Here is a 17,751-nt window from a genome sequence, read left to right as displayed (position 1 = left end):
GATGCGGCGATTCACTCCCACGTGACAAGGATGTGCATGACAGAGTCCCGCGCCTCGGATACGCCGAAAGCTACAGCGAAGCCCTCACTGGGACGCCGGATACTCGGCGTCCTGCTGGGCTGGGCGGCGCGCGGCTCCAGCATGCGCCCGCGCACCCGCCGCGCGGCCTACCTGTTGCTGGCGACCGCCATCCTGAGTGTCATCTGGGGGTTGACCATCGCCTTCATCGCCGTGGCACCTGTCACCTACACCACCAGCTGGACGATGATTCTGCCGGGCACCGGCTCCGGCCTGTCGGTGAACTTCGAGAGCATCGGCCAGGCCAGCACCAGTGCCAATTCGTCCTATTCGAGTTCCTCGCTGGACCCCAAGGTCAACTACCGCGCCATCGCCGAGAGCCCTGCCGTGCTGGAACGTGCCGCCAGCACGGTCGACATGCATCCTGACGATTACGGCAAGCCGAAGATAAAGTTGACCGACCAGACCGCCCTGATCGCCTTCCAGACCAGCGCACCGAGCGCCAAGGCCGCGCTTGAACGCGCCAATGCGCACATCGATGCCTTCAATGAGGTGATCGAACAGCTGCGCAACGATGAACAGGCGCGACGCGAAGCCGTCATCCGTCGCTCGCTCGAGACCTACGATCGCACGCTCAAGGACACCCAGCGCAAGCTGCTGGACTTCCAGTCCACGTCAGGCCTGGTCTCCATGGAGCAATTCAAGGAGCTGACACTGAGTGTCGAGGAGTTCAAGGACACCCTCGAGATGCGGGATGGCGAGCTGTCGGCGCTGAATGCCCGCCTCGCCACCCTGTCCAGCCGACTGGGGCTCGATGCCAGTCAGGCGGGGGGCGTGATCGCACTGCAGCGTGATGCTCGCTACCAGGCGCTGCTGACGCAGGCAGCGGAGCAGGCGGCCAGTCTCGATGAAGCGCGCGGCAAGTGGGGCGAGCGCAACCCGGAAGTCATCAATCTGGCCGCGGGGCTCGCTTCACTGGAACGCTCGCTGGCCTCACGCATGCGGGAGTTGCTGCCCCGCCAGACCTCACGCAACCAGAATGCGCTGCGGGCCGCCGCCGGCCATGCCAACCAGGACAGTCTGGTCGGTGAGCTGATCACCCTGGACACCCAGCGGCGCGGCGTGATCAGCGAGCTCGAGACCGGACGCGCCAATCTGGCAGCTCGCCAGCAACGACTGGACAACAGTGTCGCCAAGGCAGCCCAGCTGCAGGACCTGCTGCGCGAGCAACAGGTCGCCACGGCGGTCTACACCACGGCACTGGCCAAGATCGACATCGGCCAGATCGACCCCTTCGCCAGCTACCCGATGCTGCAGATCCTCGACCCGCCACCACTGCCCGAGAAGGCTGACTCGCTGGGCATCAAGCTGGCCATCGTCGGTGCGCTGGCCGCGAGCGTCTTCAGCATCATCGGCCTGATCCTCCTGTGGATCAGAAAACCCTACCTGCTGCGCTTGCAGCAAAGCGTGTGAGCCGCCGATGTTTTCCCTGAAGGCCGGGCCAGAGGCGGATGTCCGCCCCGAGACCCCGGAAGAGCGCATCATCTGGTTCTCGATCACCGCGACCTACCTGTTCTACCTGATCGGTGGACTCTACGTACTGGCCCCGGTGCTGGCCTGGTCTCTGGTGATGCGCGCCGCCTGGCTGCACCTCAAGGGCCGTCAACGCTTTCCGCGCCTCCCCTGGCCACTGTGGGTATGGATCATCGGCATGCTGGTGATGGAATTCTCGCTGCTGGCCGGCCATCTGATCGAGAATCTGGGCACCGGCAAGCTGATCAAGTCCTCCATCGGCTGGGCCAAGGGCTGGGCGCTGCTGGCGGTCTTCCCGATCATCGGCTGCCTGGCGATCCGCCCGGCGGTGATCATCCGCGCGGCCATGCACGTCTGCCTGCATACCATGCTGTTGCTGCCGGTGTTCGTCGGCGCCTGGCTGGCAGGGCTGCCCCAGGTGCCCTTCGTCTCGCCACTGCAGGCCATCGGGGGGCCGGGACCGGAATTCTTCGCCGTTTCCCTCTACGAGATCGACCCCGGCAGCGGCATGCCACGCTGGCGACTCTTTACCCCCTGGGCACCGGCGGTGGGCTTCGTCGCCAGCATCTACTTCGCCTGCGCCCTGCTGGAAAAGCACCCCATCTGGAAGGCGATCGGCATCGGTGGCAGCGTGCTGATGATCCTGATGTCCGGCTCGCGCATGGCGCTGGTGTCGCTGGTATTGATCAGCGCCGGGATGTTCCTGCTCAAGCGCCTGCACAAGCCGTGGCTGTGGTTCAGCTTCTCCGGCGTGAGCTTGATCGGCGGCTTTCTCGGCGCGCCGATTCTGGAAGCCATCGACAACTTCATCGCCGCCTTCAAGGGCTCACGGGCGGACTCGACCCGCGTGCGCGCCGCGCTCGGGCGCATCGCGGTGGATCGCTGGCGCAACGAGGCACCGTGGTTCGGTCACGGCATCGTCGAGCGCGGCCCGCACCTGGTGGAGTACATGCCGATAGGCTCGCACCACAGCTGGTATGGACTGCTGTTCGTCAAGGGCATCTTCGGTCTGTTCGCGCTGTTGATTCCGATGCTGGTCAGCCTGCTGCATCTGCTGCGCTTCGTGGTCGGCCGGCCTGTCGTGCAGCTGGGACTGATCATGGTCGGGCTGCTGTTCGTCTACTCCTTCGGCGAGAACCTGGAGATCCTAGCCTATCTGATCTGGCCGGGACTGATCCTGATCGGCAAGGCACACCAGCTGGCGAGCCTGCCCGCCAGTGAGGGGCATATCCACAACAGGGGGCCGGTGGATGTGGAGGCATCTCATCCCGAGCCCGATGCCCACCCCGCCAGCGCAGGCAACGGTGATGCAGCGAAATGACCCGATAGTGGAACAGGACTGCGTCAGATCACGCCAATTCATCAGTACATTGCGCTAGAGTGGCTACACCAGCCGTTCAAAAGCATGACTGACAAGACCAGATGCCTTCAAAGGGCACCACAAGCCAGGGAGCCAGGCGATGGGTGTGATCACGCGACTCAAGACACGCCTGTCAGGTGGCGGAGACGGTGGCAACGGCCGCCTGATCCGCAATCTGGCCTGGATGGGCATGTCGCAAGGGGTGCACCGCATCGCGCGATTGGGCGCGACCCTGGTGGCGGCGCGCATGGTCGCGCCGGAGTCCTTCGGTATCGCCGCCATCGTGCTCACCGCACACGAGATCATGCACGCCATCTCCAATGCCGCCGTGGTACCCGCCCTGGTGCAGGCCGGTCGCGAGGGATATGAACGCCTGTGCCGCGATGCCTACTGGTTTAATTGGGTGGTGTGCCTTGGCCTGATGGCGCTGCAGATGGCACTGGCCCCGCTGCTGGCCTACCTCTATGACGCTCCCGATCTGACCCTGCCGTTGATGGCGCTGGCGCTGATCTTCCCGATGCTGCCCCCCGCCGCCATCAACGCGGCGCGCATCCTGCGCAGCAACCGCCTGCACATCACGGCCCGCATCGAGATGGGCCAGAGCATCGGCGAGGCACTCGGCGTGATGCTGCTGGCCGCCATGGGAGCCGGGTTCTGGGCGCTGATCCTGCCCAAACTGATCGTGACGCCCATCTGGACATTGAGCTACCGCTGGTGCGAGTCATGGCGCATCGATGAGCGCCCCTCCACGCTGTGGTCGCGTCCGCTGATGCGCTTCGCGCGCCCGATGATGGGCGTCGAGGTGGTCTCGGTGCTACGTCAGCAGATGGATTACCTGCTGGTCGGCGCCCTGTTCGCCATGGACGTGCTCGGGGTCTACTTCTTCGCCTTCAATGCCGGACTCGGTATCAGCCTTGGCCTCCTGCGCGCCTACTCCACCGCCATCTTCCCGCAGCTGTGTGGCGACATGACCTCGCGTGAGCGACTGGCGCGCATGCACCACGGCATGCGCCTGTTCGCGCTGGTCGCGGTGCCCGCCATCATCGCCCAGAGCCTGCTGGCGCCCTGGTACGTGCCGATCCTGTTCGGGGAGGCCTGGGTCGAGCGTGGTGCCCTGCCGATCCTGATCCTGATCTGCCTCTCGGCCCTGCCGCGCATTCTGCTCGACAGCTGCGGCCAGCTGCTGCGCGCCCAGGGCATGCCCGGGGCAGACCTCAAACTGCAGATCTTCATGACGCTGATGCTCGGCGCCGGCATGTTCGCTGGCGTGCCCTTCGGCATCAACGGCGTCGCGGCCGGCATTCTGGTCGGCATCAGCCTGGCCGCCCTGCCCGGCTATCTGTGGACACGCCGACTGATCCTCGCTCAGGACGGCTTGATGACACATACATCGACCCAGCCACCAGACTCGCCAGACACACTTCACGCAGCATCCACCGCATCGCTTTCCCCAGACAGGGACGTCCAGGAGGCCAGACCATGACCCCGACCTTTTCGGTCATCATGCCGATCTACAACGTCGAACGTTTCGTCACGGCCGCCATCGACAGCGTGCTGGCGCAGGAGGATGGCGATCTTGAACTGCTCATCATCGATGACTGCTCCCCCGATGGCAGCCGGGCGATCTGCGAAGCCTATGACGACCCGCGCATCACACTGATCTCTCATCCGGTCAATCGCGGTCTGGCCGGGGCCCGCAATACCGGCGTGCGCGCCGCACAGGGCCGTTATCTGGCCTTCCTCGACTCCGATGACATCTGGGAGCCCGCGAAACTTGCGCGCCACCGCGAGCACCTCGAGGCACGCCCCGAGGTAGGCCTGTCCTTCTCGCGCTCGGCCTTCATCGATGCCGACGGCGCACCGCTGGACTACTACCAGATGCCGAGCCTGACCGACATCACGCCGGGGCTGCTGTTCTGTCGCAACCCGGTGGGCAACGGCTCAGCGCCAGTCATCCGCGGCGAGATTCTCGAGGCCATCGCCTTCGACTGCGAGGTCAAGGGAGGTGGCGTGCTGCCCTGCTACTTCGATGAAAGCCTGCGTCAGAGCGAAGACATCGAGTGCTGGACACGCATCGCCCTCAAGACCGGTACCACGGTGGAAGGCATTCCCGAGCCGCTGACCCGCTACCGCCTCAATGAAGGCGGGCTTTCCGCACAGCTGGAGCGCCAGTACCAGAGCTGGCTGGCGATCGTCGAGCTGACACGCGCCTATGCGCCCGACTTCATCGAACAATGGTATCCCCGCGCCCAGGCCTACCAGCTGCGCTATCTGGCACGCCAGGCGATTCGACTGCGTGACGGCAAGGCCGCCTGGGATTATGTCCGCCGCGCCATCAAGGCCTGGCCAGGCATCTGGAAGGCCGAATTCGGCCGCACTGCGGCCACGGCAGGCGCCGCACTGATGCTGCGCGTGATGCCCGAGCGCCTTTATCTGCGCTGTGAAGGGCTCGCCCAAGGCATCATCGGCAAGGCCCAGAAGAAGAAAATCGACAATGATCCACGCCCACGGTCCGTCACGCCAGAACGCCAGCAGGACGCTCACGAAGCGGAGTCGCCATGATGAGTCAATCCATCGATCAGACGCTTTTCACCACTGAGCACGTCAGGACACTGCCTCACGTCAAGGTGCTGGGCGTGCCCTTCGTCAACACCAGTCTCGAGACCTGTCTGCGCCTGCTCAAGAGCTGGATCAGCGACCCGCAGCCGCGCACGGTCAATTTCGTCAATGCGCACTGCCTGAACGTGGCACAGCATGATCGGTATTACCTGCAGGTACTGCATGACAGCGACCTGCTGCTGCCGGATGGCAGTGGCGTGAAGCTGGCCTGCCGCATGCTCGACCAGGAGCTGGAAGCCAACCTCAATGGCACCGACCTGCTGCCGCATCTGTGCGACATGCTGGTCGAGGATGGCAAGCGGCTGTTTTTGCTCGGGGCCGCGCCAGGCGTCGCCGAGCGGATGGCGGAGAAACTCAAGGAGCGCTGGCCAGATCTGGAGATCAGTGGCGTGCACCATGGTTTCATCGGGCCGGAAATCATCGAGGACGTTCTGGCACAGATCAATCAGGGCACTGACCTGCTGCTGGTGGCGATGGGCGTGCCCGCTCAGGAAAAATGGATCGCTGCACACCGAGAGCGCCTCCAGGTGCCAGTGGTGATGGGCGTCGGCGGTCTGTTCGACTTCTATTCCCAACGCATTCCGCGTGCGCCAGGTGTCGTGCGCAAGCTTGGCATGGAGTGGGCCTGGCGTCTGCTGATGGAGCCACGCCGCATGTTCAAGCGCTATGTGCTTGGCAATCCGAGCTTCCTGCTGAGCGTGCGCAAGTATGGCGAGGAGGCCATCCCCGGCCGAGGCCTGTGGATGAAGTCACGCTCCAACTGGCGACATTTTCGATGGCGAGTGAGCAACTGGCTGACCCCACGCGCACGCCGCACGATGGACATCGTCGGCGCCAGCGGTGTGCTGCTGGTGCTGTCACCGTTGCTGCTGGGCACTCTGCTGGCCATTCGCCTGGAATCCCCCGGGGCCATCCTGTTCGGACAGGAGCGCATCGGTCGGCATGGCAAGCCTTTCAAGCTGTGGAAGTTCCGCTCGATGTATATCGACGCGGAAGAGCGCCTGCGTGAACTGCAGGCCGCCAACGAGAGTGAGGGCGGTGTGCTGTTCAAGATGAAGCAGGACCCGCGGATCACGCGGGTGGGACGCGTGATCCGCAAGCTGTCCATCGATGAACTGCCGCAACTGTGGAACGTGCTGCGCGGCGAGATGGCGCTGGTGGGGCCGCGCCCCGCGCTCGCTCGCGAGGTGGCGTTGTATGAGGCTCGCGCCCGCATGCGCCTGGATGCCACCCCGGGGCTGACCGGCCTGTGGCAGGTGTCCGGACGCTCCGATCTGTCCTTCGAGCAACAGATTCATCTGGATCTCTTCTACCTGCACCGTCAGGGCATCAAGGAGGACATCAAGCTGCTGTTGCGCACGATTCCTGCCGTCCTGACCAGTCGCGGAGCCTATTGATGCGTGATACCCACCTCGCCACGCGCCCTGCAGCGCGTCACTCTCACGATGCATGCCAAGGAGGTCTGCGATGCATGTGATCCTGTTGGCAGACCGCCTCGGTCAGGAGATCGCGCCGATTGACCGCCGTTATTCTCCGGCCCTGCTGCCGATTGCCGGCCGCAGCGTGCTGGAACGCAATCTCGATCTGCTGGTCGGGCGCGGCGTGACGCATATCAGTCTGATCATCGCCCGTGACCCCGAATGGTTCCGGGCACGACTCGCCGATGGCTCACGCTGGGGGATCGAGCTCGACATCCTGCCGATGCCCGGGGAGCGCGACCCGCGCGAGCAGCTCAAGCGCCTCGGGGCCATGGCGGCCCTGCCCGCCCCGGTACTGCGCGCCGATGTACTGCTGATGCCGGAGTGGTTCATGCCCGACAGTCTGGACATCAGTGAGCTGGCCATGACGCTTGAGGCACCGCTTTGCCTGCCATCCTCTCTCAAGGACCCGGCCCTTGGCCGACTGCATTGGCGTGACGTGCGCGACAACTCCCGGCTGGGGCCAGCCCTGCTGGGCTCGCTGTCGCATTACCACGCCCTGGTGATGCAGGCTCTGGCGACCGACGACACACGCCTGTCACCCCATGGGGAGCGCGGTGTGCTGCCCGGCGAGCAGGACCTGCACCACGTCTATTATGCCGCCGGCGCGACGCGCCTGGATGAATCGCGCCTCAGCGGAGGCTTTGCCGGCATCACCACCCATGTGGAGCCCGGCGTGCTGCTGCAGGGACGCTGCTGTGTCGAGCAGGGCAGCTATGTGGAAGAAGGCGCCATGCTCGAGGACTGCGTCATCCTGCCCTTCACCCGTGTGCATGGTGGTCAACAGATGACCGCCGGCATCCTGTTTGAAGGGGAGGCACTCGATGAGCGCGCGCCCCACTGGTTCAAGGACCGACGCCAGGCGGGAGCAGCCTCTCAGCGTGGCGTGGCCTATCGCAACCCGGCACGCCCTCAATGGCAGGAACGTCTCCTGGCCGGCTTGATCAGCGTGGCGGTCCGACCTCTGGGAGCGCGCCACAAGGCTCTCGTGCATCGTCTGCGCCAGGTACAGAACGGTCACATGCGCTTGCTGGGCATACTGCCGGAACATGCCCCGCCCCCACTGGACCGAGTCGGCGTCAGCAGCGCCGGGGCTCTCCAGCCTCCTGACTGGCGTGCCACGCCGGACGCCTTCGCCGCGACGCTGGAGGCCATTCAGGTCGGGCAGACCCCGGGCCTGCGCGCAGCCTTGCGGGAAGCCTGGCGGCTGCGCCAGCAAGGCAAGCAGCAGTGATCGTCCCCCTACATGCTTCTCCCTGAGCCCGCCTCACGATACGAGGCGAGGCACAAAAAAACCCCGCAGTGCCTAAGCACTGCGGGGTTTTTCCTTCGGGCCTCGTCATACGGGACCTTGGCACACGAGGCCTTGTCATGTGAGCGCTTGCGATCACTCGCCAGGCAGCATGAGCGCCCCTTGACACCGGCTCAGCGGTGCTTGGCCAACCAGGCAAGTGCGCCTTCGCTGCGCTTCCACTGATCGCGCATCAGGGTGCGATACTGCCAGGCCTCGCCTCGCGTGCCGGGCTCCGGCGCTTCCACCGCCAGACTCACCGGCCGCGGGTGCTCCGCCACCAGCAGGCTGATCAGATGGGAGTTGGCCTCGCGCACGATCACCAGTGCCTCTTCGGCATCCGCCTGACGTCCCAGACGATAGAGTGCCAGCACATGCCCCATCAGAATGCCCAGCAACGGCATTTCATCCTCGAGGGCACGGCGTGAGATATCGTGCTCCGCCAGGGTGACGGCCTCATCATCGCGGCCTTCGCGCAGCAGCTGATCCAGCACCAGCTCGCGCAGACCGAGACTGTCTTCCTCGTCCAGCTTGAGCAGGCGCTCCGCCAGCTGACGTGAGCGCTCGCGCTCACCGCGCTCCATGCCGATCACCAGTCCCAGGCCACAACGCAGCAACTGGGCGTTGTCACCATCCTCCCAGCGCAGCAGGCCGCCGGCCTGTTCGATCTGGTCGAGCCAGCGCTCGAAACGACGCGCCAACGGCACGAAGAAGGTGTCCGACATCCACGGCAGACTGCCGAAACGACTGGCCAGCGCCAGGATCAATCCCTGACAGACCGCAGGAACATCCAGCCATTCGGGACTGGCACACAGCTGTTGCAGCCACTCGTTGGGGTCCTGGGTTTCCCACGGGTCGACATCCAGCGCCAGCGCTGCCTCTTCCTCGATCCGCGCCGGGAATACCGCTTCCCAGAGTCCCAGTGTCACCGCCTGCTCGGCATTCTGACGAAACAGCAGACTGCCGTCGTCCTGAGTCTCCAGCGCCAGACGCGACGGGTGCTCGATCACCTCGAACAACGCCTGCAGCGAGGCCAGTGAATCCGAGAGTGACTCGTCGGAATTGACCATCTGCTCGGCGAGCGTCGCACGCGGGTTCTCGGCCAGATCAGCCAGGAACTCCAGCTGCCCCGGTTCGATATCCTTCTGCTTGGAGAGACGCCGCCACCAGAAGCGTGCACGTTCCTGCGCCTCTTCCGGCTGCCCTTCATGCAGCAGCAGCATGGCTTCGATGTAGGCCAGCGTCGGCGAGTCCGGCAGGGTCTGCTGCGCGCGGACGAAGGCGGCTCGCGCCGAGCCGAGGTCATCACTGTCCAGATGCAGCAGGCACTGATGCTCCAGTGCCACGCCGCGCAGGAAGGCGGGACCACGCTCCAGCACCTCATCCAGCAACAGAGCCTTCTTGCGAGTGAAGCCGCGCTCCTGATAGAGATCCAGCAGCAGCTCGAAGCCAGGCTCGGCCTGCTCCGGAAGGCGCGACCAGTCACTGGTGTCAAACAACGCTTCCATGATCTGCTGGGCACGCCCGCGGCTACCGGCCTCGGCACTGATCAGTCCCGCCTCCAGCAGCGCCTGAGCCGGCGCGAGCCGCGAAGCCAATGCGGCCTTGAGCTGCTCGCCCTTGAACTCGCGCAGCGACAGCATCCACATCAGGTGCTCCGGTATCGGCGGCAACTGGACCTTGTCACAGCACTGCTTGTACTTGCGGCCGGAATCGCACCAGCAGGGCTCGTTGCGACCGGGCGGTGCCAGCGGCTCGCAGGCGAAATCGAGGCGTACCAGCGGCGTCTGGCTCCACAGCACCGGTGCCAGTGCTACCGCCAGCGCCTCATCACCACCGCTGTAATTCACCCCCTCCGAATGCGCCCACTGCATGAAGGCAGGAAAAGATTCATCAGAGCGGATGGCATCAAGTGCCCCACTGGCGTAACTCAAGAGCCGTTCGACCCACTCGGCAAGCATGGCATCTCCCTAGAAAAAACGTTTCACGGCCCCGCGGACATGGCGCCCGACGGGGCCTGCGAAGCAGGAGGCGGAGTCTATCACGATGATGCCTCACGCCTCATCGTTCACTCCCCCAGTCGGGAGACACAGCGATGACCGGCCGCCTTGAGCTGCTCGGACAGGCAGGCGATGTGCGCCGGACCGACCTCGCAGCAGCCGCCGACGATACGCAGTCCCCGCTGCACCCAGCCCAGCGCATGGGCCGCATACTGCTCGGGCCCGAGATCCTCGCGCGCCTTGAGGTCCTTGACGGTACCGCCGGGCTTGAGCGCCGCGATCGACGTGAAGCCGTTGGCATAGGCGCCCGCCGGCAGCGAACTGCCAAGCAGCGTGTCAAGGCTACCCTGTATGGCCTCCGGCGCACTGCAGTTGATCAGAATGGCATCCACGCCGAGCGCTTCCAGCATGGCGACGGTGTCCGCCAGCGGCTCACCGCTGCGCAGGGTCGCATTCAGATCGTCCTTCACGGTCAACGAGACCCACACCGGCAGGCCACTTTCCAGCGCTGCAGTGGCAGCGGCCTGTGCCTCGTCATGCGAGGACAGCGCTTCGCAGAGCAGCACATCGACCAAGGGCGCCTGCAGCGCCACCAGGGTGCGATAACTGGCCAGCGATTCTTCCTGATCCGGTGCGACATCGGGCCGGTAGGTCGCGACCAGAGGCGGCAGACAACCGGCCACGCGGATATCCGTCTCGCCACTCAGGGCGATGGCATCCCGCGCCGCCTTGCCAGCGGCCGCATGCACGGCGCCGATGGTCTCGCCGACTCCCGCCAGCGTCAGGCGTTGGGGCGTGGCCGTATAGGTATTGAGCGTGATGACCCGGGAGCCGGCACGAATGAAATCCAGATGCAGATCACGCACCAGCTCGGGCTGATCCAGCATGACCTGGGAGGACCACAGCGGTGTCGGCTCACGACCGCTGCGACGCACCAGCTCCTGCCCCATGCCGCCGTCCAGCAGCACGACATCCCCGGCGCGCGCCCCTTCCCCTGCTGGCGCCCCCGTTACTGCGACTTGTTCCACACGACCTCCTGAGCGATTCGATGTCTCTGCAGCATCTGAACTGATGAACTGGCGGCCTACGCCTGGCTGTCAGCCGCGGCGAAATTCTAGCATGGTCAGGCGCGTGACGGCGTGCCGCTCACTGGAGCGAAATGGGTCGCCAGTGCTACTGTTAGCAGCGCCTTTCGCCAGCGATCCCTTGCGCTGCCCCTGCCTGCCCCGCAAGCCCATGCCGCGTCTCGCGGACGTGCCCCATTGATTGAAGGAAGTCTGTCTTGTTGCTGCCGAGTCTCTTTCGTCCCCGCGCCAACCCAGCCAATGATGCACCCCAGGTGCGTCTTGAGCGTGAAGGCCGGGACGAGATTCGCCGCATCACCCAGGCCGTCGAGCGCGTGCCATGGTCAGTGAGCCTGATGCAGATCCTGTGGACGGCCGGCCCGGTGACGCTGATCGGTGCCTGGGGGGGCTATCTGCTCGGGTATGGAAAGGAACCCACCTTCGAGAACTACATCTTCTTCATCTCCTACACCGTCATCACCGGTGTCGCGGGGATCGTGGCCAACATCGCCCACAACCTGACCAGTTCTCGCCGCTATGACCGCACCGAGGCCAAGATCGAGCGCGTCATCGATACCGTGCCTGAGCTGATCCTCGCCACGCGCAACCTGATCGTCGAGAGCCTGGAAGGTGATGCCCGTCGCCGCGAAGCCGCTGCCATGCTGCTGCGCAAGCAGGATCTCGCACCGGAAGGCGTGGAACTGGCGGCGCTGGAGCTGCTGGATGATCGTGACGCCGCCCGCATCATCAGTCAGATCGACGTCTATCGTCGCATCGGTCTGCACGCCCGTATCCGCGACATGAACACCCTGAACCGCGAATGGCTCGAGCCCCAGTTCAATGAGCTGGCGGAGCTGGCGCCCGAGGCCATCGGCCTGCTGCGTGAGCGCTTCGAGGGCCGAGCGCCGGATCTGCACAAGGGCGTGCCTCGTGACGAGAACTTCATCGAGCGTGTGCTGGCCGCCATCGAGCAGGACAACGACCTGCTGATGACGATGCAGGACGTGGAGGAGATGCTGATCCTGGCCTTCGAGTTGATCAGCGGACGCAAGATCCCGCTGCTGACCTTCGAATATCGTGGACGCTGGAAGCTGGCTCGCACGCTGGACAATCTCGAGCACGCCCGCTCCCGCTACCGCATCCGCCAGGCGACGGGGCTTTCACGTCTCAAGGCCCTGACGGTCTATCTGGCGGAGCAGTCCGGCACTCTGGTGGAAGATGCCGCTTCCGGGCTCAGGGCCGAGGTACTGCTGGAGCGCTCCACCCAGGCCATGGACGCGCTCGCCGAGCAGGTGACGCACCTGGCGATCGCCGTCAACGAGGGTGACCGTGAACACCGCAGCGCCCTGCGGACGCGCGCCGACATCCTCACCAACGCCATTCGCCTCTACAAGACGGTCACCAGTGCCTATGAGCAGGTCGGTCGCAGCCACGCCGTCTTCCTCAAGATGTCCAAGCGCTGGGAGAATATCTCCTCGCAGATGTCCGACGATGCCACCCGCCTGCGTGTCGGGCCGGGGCGGCGCGGTCTGCGCATCCAGGAAAAGACCATCGCGCTGGATGACGAAGCCAAGGCGGAGGTCTGCAAGCACCTGGCGGATCACCTCAGCAAGAGTCACATCAAGCGCGTCGACAGCGAGATCGCCTCTCAGGCCCGCGAGACGATCCTGCGCGTCGGCGTCGACAAGGCAAAGGCCATGGCGATCGAGATCGCTCTGGCGCTCGAACCGCACATCCACCTCTCACGCCCGGCCGTCCAGCGCGCCATCAATGGCTCGAATGCCGCCTACTTCGGCCAGCTGGAGCCCAACCAGTCCGCCGCCGCCAAGGCGGCACTCGGCAGTGCCATGGTGCGCGAGATCGACGACGACCTGTCACGTACCGCCGAATCGCTGGCCATCGCGCTGGTGCGTCACTATCGCGTTGAACTGGAACCGCTGGCGATCGACTTCCTGCGCGACACCTTCGGGGCGCGGGAGGCGACGCTCAACATGCTCAGCAACTACCAGCCGGCGGATCACCACCCGATCAGCTACCTCTCCAACCGCCCGCCGCTGATCCAGACCGCCAACCGCGACTGGTATCGTGCGCTCGTTCAGGCACGCCGTGCCCTCGACGACGATTGATCCCCGCGCCGTGCCAGCGGCATACTGTATGGATCACCATGCAACGTGCCACTGACCGCCAGGATGACCGATGCGCCTGATCATCGCCGAAAAGCCCAGCCTCGCCCGCGCCATCGCCGAGGCCCTGCCCGGGCGCAGCAGCAAGCGCGACGGCTATATCGATGCCGGAGACACTCGCGTCACCTGGTGTATCGGCCACCTGCTCGAACAGGCGCCGCCGGACGACTATGACGAGCGCTTCAAGCGCTGGTCACTGGATCACCTGCCGATCATTCCAGCACAGTGGAAACTCAAGCCACGCAGTCAGGCACGCGGCCAGCTCAAGACCATTCGAGAACAGCTCAAGCTGGCAGACGAGGTGATACATGCCGGCGACCCGGATCGCGAAGGCCAGTTGCTGGTGCAGGAAGTGCTCGAGCACATGCGCTGGCGTGGGCCGGTCAAACGCCTGTTGATCAGCGACATGAACCGCCCCGCCGTCACGCGTGCCCTCAACAAGCTGGATGACAATCAGCGCTGGCAACCCCTGTACGAAGCCGCGCTGGCCCGCCAGCGCGCCGACTGGCTGTATGGCATGAATCTGACACGCGCCTGGACATTGACGGGCCGTCAGGCCGGCCATGATGGCGTGTTGTCGGTGGGGCGCGTGCAGACACCGCTGCTGGGGCTGGTGGTGCGTCGCGACGAGGAGATCGAAGCCTTCGAGCCGCGTGCCTTCTTCCCGTTGTGGATCGAGGCCGGCGTGGCGACCGGCAGCTTCAAGGCCTGGTGGCATGCCCCCAGTTCCCCGTGGCTGCAACGACTCGCGGCCAAGGGCACTCGACTGCCACTGGATGACAAGGGCCGCCTGCTGGACAGCCGCCCCGCCGAGCGCCTCGCCCGCCATCTGGCAACACTGAAGACCCCGGGCGATGGTCACGTCGAGAGCGTCGAGGCCAGCGACAAGTCCCAGCCCGCGCCGCTGCCCTACTCGCTCTCGGCGCTTCAGGTCGATGCCGCTCGCCGCTATCGCCTGCCTGCCCAGAAGGTGCTCGACACCTGCCAGGCCCTCTACGAGCGACATCAGCTGATCACCTACCCGCGCTCCGATTGCCGCTACCTGCCTCGCGAGCATCATGCCGGCATGGCCAATCTGATGATCAGTGCCTGCAGTGGCGATGAAGAGCTTGAGCGTTTCAGTGGCGGCGCGGATTTCAGCCTGCGCTCACGGGCCTTCAATGACGCCAAGGTCAGCGCCCACCATGCCCTGGCACCGACAGGGCGCGAGCCGGACTACGCACGCCTGTCGCGTGACGAAGCCAACCTCTACCGCATGATCACCCGCAACGTGCTGGCCCAGTTCTATCCGGCCTACCGCTATCGTGAGGTCAAGGTCGAGCTGCGTTTCGCCAAGGAGCCCTTCCGCGCCAGTGGCCGCAGCGTCATCGACGAAGGCTGGAAGGTGCTGTTCCAGCGCGCGGCACAGGCATCCGACGACAAGGCCCCGGCAGACGACAAGGCCCCGCTTCCTCTGCCCGCCTTGCAGGAAGGCGAGCCGGCCTGCGTGCTCGACTGCGGTATCGAGGAGAAGGAGACCCGCCCGCCGGAGCCCTTCAATGATGCCAGTCTCATACAGGCGATGATGAACATCGCCCGCTACGTGGAAGATGACGCGGTACGCCGGACGCTACGTGATGTGGATGGCCTGGGCACCGAGGCGACACGTGCGGGCATGCTGGAGACACTGATCAATCGCGGCTACCTGGTGCGCGATGGCCAGGCCATGCGCTCCACTCGTATCGGTCGCGCCCTGATCCATGCGCTGCCGGACGCCGTCTCCCGCCCCGAACGTACCGCCCTGTGGGAACAGCGCCTGAGCATGATTCACGAGCAGGGCGATCCGGCAGCGCCATTTCTGAGCGAGCTGGTCGATGACCTGCGTGCCCTGCTGGCTGATAGCTCGGCCAGCCGCCTGAGCGCTGCACTGGCCAGTGTGGGTGGCGCGACACCGCGCAAGAATTCCGGGGCACGCAAGGGCAATGGTGCGCGGCGCAAGAGCGGAACCTCTCGACGCAGCAAGACCGGCACGAGCAAGACCAGTACGAGCAAGACCGGCACAAGTAAGGAAGCCGGCTCCGGCAGCACCCGACGCTCGAGCGGCACTCGCAAGCCGGCCGGCTCCCGCCGCAAATCCCCCAGCCAATGAGCCACTTCGCCTCTGTGCCCGCTCACCCATGATGAGAAATCACGCATGACGACTTCCACGCCGGCTGACGACAATCACACACTCTCGACGGCTTTCGATTCACTTTCCCAGCGTCCTGCCGCTGCAGGCGATTGGCTGTGGATCGTCGGCCCCGGGGCCATCGGTCGATTGCTGGCGGCCACGCTCGCTCATGCCCGCCTGCGCGAAATGGCAACGCAGGGAAGGAGCACATTGCCAAACCTTCTGTTGGTGGGTCGCCGGGCATCCGACAGCGAGATGGTGACGATCGATACGACCTCACCAGAAGGCCAATCTGTTAGCTCAGAGATAACTTATACCTCGATTGACCAGCTGAGAACCTTGCCATATCCACCACCTGCCGCGATCTGGCTGGCCACCAAGTCACATGCCATCGAGTCCGCCTGGGCACACGTCGCGCCGCTGATAGACTCACGGACACCAGTTACCTGTTGGCAAAACGGGCTGAGCGCACAACCCTGGCTGGCGGAGCAACATCCCCAACTGCTGTGCGCCAGTACGACCGAGGGTGCCTGGATTCCAGAATCGACCACACCTGCCACGCACACCCTCCCAGAACGCCTGGCCGTGCAACACGCCGGCCATGGCCAGACCTGGCTGGGCGCCTGGTCATCGCAGGCCGACCCGGCCTCCTCCTCCTCTGCCATGGCGGCCGCAGAAAGGCAGGTTGCCTGGCTGCAGGCGGCTGGCCGTGAGTGTCATGTCAGTGCCGACATCGGCACTCGCCTATGGCACAAGCTGGCGATCAATGCCGCCATCAATCCACTCGTGGCACGCTTTCGGATTCGCAATGGACAGCTGCGTGATCGTCCCTTTTCCCTGATGGTGCGCCAGGCCGTCGACGAGATCACTCGGGTGCTGGAAGCCGAGGGTATCGCCCCGCCACCGAATGGCTGGCAGACCCTGGTCGACCAGGTCATCCGTGCCACGGCGAACAACCGTGCCTCGATGCTTCAGGATGTGCTGGCAGGTCGCACCACGGAAGTGGAGGCCATCCTTGGCCCGTTGCGACACGCAGCTCTCCATCACGGGCTGTCACTGACCGATGACCTGCCTTTGCTCGAGCAACTCCACACTCACCTGAGCAGTCAACAACCCTGAGCGGTTAAGCGCTGGATCCACAGCCCCTCCTTAGCCATAGCCTCAGACCTGTGACTGCTGACCCGCCTCGACATCATTCTCTGGCATTTGGCCAAAAAAAGACCCGCCTCGCGAGAGACGGGTCACAAGCAACAGCCAAGCTGTCGAGAGAGAGCAGCAATGTTCGGTCTTGCGCGTCAGGCCACCGATTGCCGTATGGCAACCCGCTGACCTGGCGAAAATCAGTGGTGGAAACGCTCGGACGCTTCGCGCGCCAGCTCACGAATGCCATCCCAGTCGCCTGCATCGATCAATTTCTGCGGCGCCACCCAGCTACCACCGACACACATCACGTTCTTGAGTGCCAGATAGTCACCGGCATTGTTGAGCGTGATGCCGCCGGTCGGGCAGAAGCGTGCTTCGCTGATCGGGCCACCGAAGGACTTGATGGCATTCACGCCACCCGCGGCCTCGGCCGGGAAGAACTTGAAGCGGCGGTAGCCGTACTGCCAGCCGGTCATCAATTCGGACACGGTCGCGACGCCCGGCAGCATCGGCACACTGCTGGTCACGCCATACTGATAGAGCGCTTCGGTGGTACCCGGCGTGACGACGAAATCGACGCCCAGCTCTTCCACCTTGCGATACTGTTCCGGCGTGAGCACGGTGCCGGCACCGATGCTGGCATTGGGCAGCGCTTCACGCATGCGGCGAATCGCCTCGAGAGCGCAGTCAGTCCGCAGGGTGACCTCGAGAACGGTCAAGCCGCCTTCATAGAGCGCCTTGCCCAGCGGCACGGCGTCCTCGATGCGCTCGACGGCGATCACCGGCAGCACGGAGGCCTTCTGGCAGATGCTGTCGATCTCGGTCGTGCGCGTCGAGGGAAGTTGTTTTTCGAAGCTCATGGCGTTCTCCTTGCGCCGCAGCGCTGATGTTGTCTAGTACGCCACGGCGCTGA

The 17,751-nt window shown here is 64.8% G+C and carries 12 protein-coding genes; 9 read left to right on the top strand and 3 right to left on the bottom strand.

What is annotated here, in order from left to right; all coding sequences use genetic code 11:
* Window positions 1–36: 36 nt before the first annotated feature.
* From AC26AR_RS03820 to AC26AR_RS03795, 6 genes are all read left to right on the top strand, one after another.
* Entirely contained in the window at window positions 37–1,491 is a 1,455-nt protein-coding gene (locus tag AC26AR_RS03820) for a GumC family protein (RefSeq protein ID WP_488107569.1), read from the top strand.
* 7 nt (window positions 1,492–1,498) lie between these two features.
* A complete protein-coding gene (locus AC26AR_RS03815) occupies window positions 1,499–2,872 on the top strand; it encodes an O-antigen ligase family protein (protein WP_488107568.1) in 1,374 nt (457 codons plus the stop codon).
* 139 nt (window positions 2,873–3,011) lie between these two features.
* Complete coding sequence (locus tag AC26AR_RS03810; RefSeq protein WP_488107567.1) at window positions 3,012–4,394, top strand: oligosaccharide flippase family protein; 1,383 nt, start codon at window positions 3,012–3,014, stop codon at window positions 4,392–4,394.
* A complete protein-coding gene (locus tag AC26AR_RS03805) occupies window positions 4,391–5,473 on the top strand; it encodes a glycosyltransferase family 2 protein (protein WP_488107566.1) in 1,083 nt (360 codons plus the stop codon). Before AC26AR_RS03810 ends, AC26AR_RS03805 begins: the two co-directional genes overlap by 4 nt.
* Window positions 5,470–6,927, top strand: coding sequence for a WecB/TagA/CpsF family glycosyltransferase (locus AC26AR_RS03800; protein ID WP_488107565.1), 1,458 nt, complete (start codon window positions 5,470–5,472; stop codon window positions 6,925–6,927). Before AC26AR_RS03805 ends, AC26AR_RS03800 begins: the two co-directional genes overlap by 4 nt.
* A gap of 70 nt (window positions 6,928–6,997) precedes the next feature.
* Window positions 6,998–8,242, top strand: coding sequence for a glycosyltransferase family protein (locus tag AC26AR_RS03795; protein WP_279874240.1), 1,245 nt, complete (start codon window positions 6,998–7,000; stop codon window positions 8,240–8,242).
* 191 nt (window positions 8,243–8,433) lie between these two features.
* Here AC26AR_RS03795 and AC26AR_RS03790 read toward each other — a convergent pair whose 3' ends face one another.
* Together AC26AR_RS03790 and AC26AR_RS03785 are read right to left on the bottom strand one after the other, a co-directional pair.
* On the bottom strand, window positions 8,434–10,260 hold the full coding sequence (locus AC26AR_RS03790; protein ID WP_077371759.1) for an SEC-C domain-containing protein: 1,827 nt from the start codon (window positions 10,258–10,260) through the stop codon (window positions 8,434–8,436).
* 107 nt (window positions 10,261–10,367) lie between these two features.
* Window positions 10,368–11,327 (bottom strand): homocysteine S-methyltransferase family protein, encoded by a 960-nt coding sequence (locus AC26AR_RS03785; RefSeq protein ID WP_240499581.1) that lies wholly within the window; start codon window positions 11,325–11,327, stop codon window positions 10,368–10,370.
* 254 nt (window positions 11,328–11,581) lie between these two features.
* Between AC26AR_RS03785 and AC26AR_RS03780 the strand changes: the two genes are divergently transcribed.
* The 3 genes from AC26AR_RS03780 to AC26AR_RS03770 all read left to right on the top strand — a co-directional run bounded on the left by AC26AR_RS03780 (window position 11,582) and on the right by AC26AR_RS03770 (window position 16,814).
* On the top strand, window positions 11,582–13,489 hold the full coding sequence (locus AC26AR_RS03780) for a hypothetical protein (RefSeq protein WP_077371752.1): 1,908 nt from the start codon (window positions 11,582–11,584) through the stop codon (window positions 13,487–13,489).
* 70 nt (window positions 13,490–13,559) lie between these two features.
* Entirely contained in the window at window positions 13,560–15,674 is a 2,115-nt protein-coding gene (locus AC26AR_RS03775) for a DNA topoisomerase III (protein ID WP_488107564.1), read from the top strand.
* A gap of 45 nt (window positions 15,675–15,719) precedes the next feature.
* Complete coding sequence (locus AC26AR_RS03770; RefSeq protein ID WP_488107563.1) at window positions 15,720–16,814, top strand: ketopantoate reductase family protein; 1,095 nt, start codon at window positions 15,720–15,722, stop codon at window positions 16,812–16,814.
* A 221-nt stretch (window positions 16,815–17,035) separates the two neighbouring features.
* Here AC26AR_RS03770 and AC26AR_RS03765 read toward each other — a convergent pair whose 3' ends face one another.
* Window positions 17,036–17,698: a bifunctional 4-hydroxy-2-oxoglutarate aldolase/2-dehydro-3-deoxy-phosphogluconate aldolase gene (locus tag AC26AR_RS03765; RefSeq protein ID WP_077371743.1), complete on the bottom strand. Its 663-nt coding sequence runs from the start codon at window positions 17,696–17,698 to the stop codon at window positions 17,036–17,038.
* Window positions 17,699–17,751 lie beyond the last annotated feature (53 nt).

This window comes from Cobetia sp. PS-4MA, from assembly GCF_057670765.1.
The sequence above is the reverse complement of the archived record's forward strand: the minus strand, read 5'-3'. Positions and strand labels throughout refer to the sequence as shown.

What these genes read in the sequence shown, in the direction of transcription:
- AC26AR_RS03820 (WP_488107569.1), top strand. Translation starts at nt 37, where the DNA reads ATGACAGAGTCCCGCGCCTCGGATACGCCGAAAGCTACAGCGAAGCCC.
- AC26AR_RS03815 (WP_488107568.1), top strand. Translation starts at nt 1,499, where the DNA reads ATGTTTTCCCTGAAGGCCGGGCCAGAGGCGGATGTCCGCCCCGAGACC.
- AC26AR_RS03810 (WP_488107567.1), top strand. Translation starts at nt 3,012, where the DNA reads ATGGGTGTGATCACGCGACTCAAGACACGCCTGTCAGGTGGCGGAGAC.
- AC26AR_RS03805 (WP_488107566.1), top strand. Translation starts at nt 4,391, where the DNA reads ATGACCCCGACCTTTTCGGTCATCATGCCGATCTACAACGTCGAACGT.
- AC26AR_RS03800 (WP_488107565.1), top strand. Translation starts at nt 5,470, where the DNA reads ATGATGAGTCAATCCATCGATCAGACGCTTTTCACCACTGAGCACGTC.
- AC26AR_RS03795 (WP_279874240.1), top strand. Translation starts at nt 6,998, where the DNA reads ATGCATGTGATCCTGTTGGCAGACCGCCTCGGTCAGGAGATCGCGCCG.
- AC26AR_RS03790 (WP_077371759.1), bottom strand. Translation starts at nt 10,260, where the DNA reads ATGCTTGCCGAGTGGGTCGAACGGCTCTTGAGTTACGCCAGTGGGGCA.
- AC26AR_RS03775 (WP_488107564.1), top strand. Translation starts at nt 13,560, where the DNA reads ATGCGCCTGATCATCGCCGAAAAGCCCAGCCTCGCCCGCGCCATCGCC.
- AC26AR_RS03770 (WP_488107563.1), top strand. Translation starts at nt 15,720, where the DNA reads ATGACGACTTCCACGCCGGCTGACGACAATCACACACTCTCGACGGCT.
- AC26AR_RS03765 (WP_077371743.1), bottom strand. Translation starts at nt 17,698, where the DNA reads ATGAGCTTCGAAAAACAACTTCCCTCGACGCGCACGACCGAGATCGAC.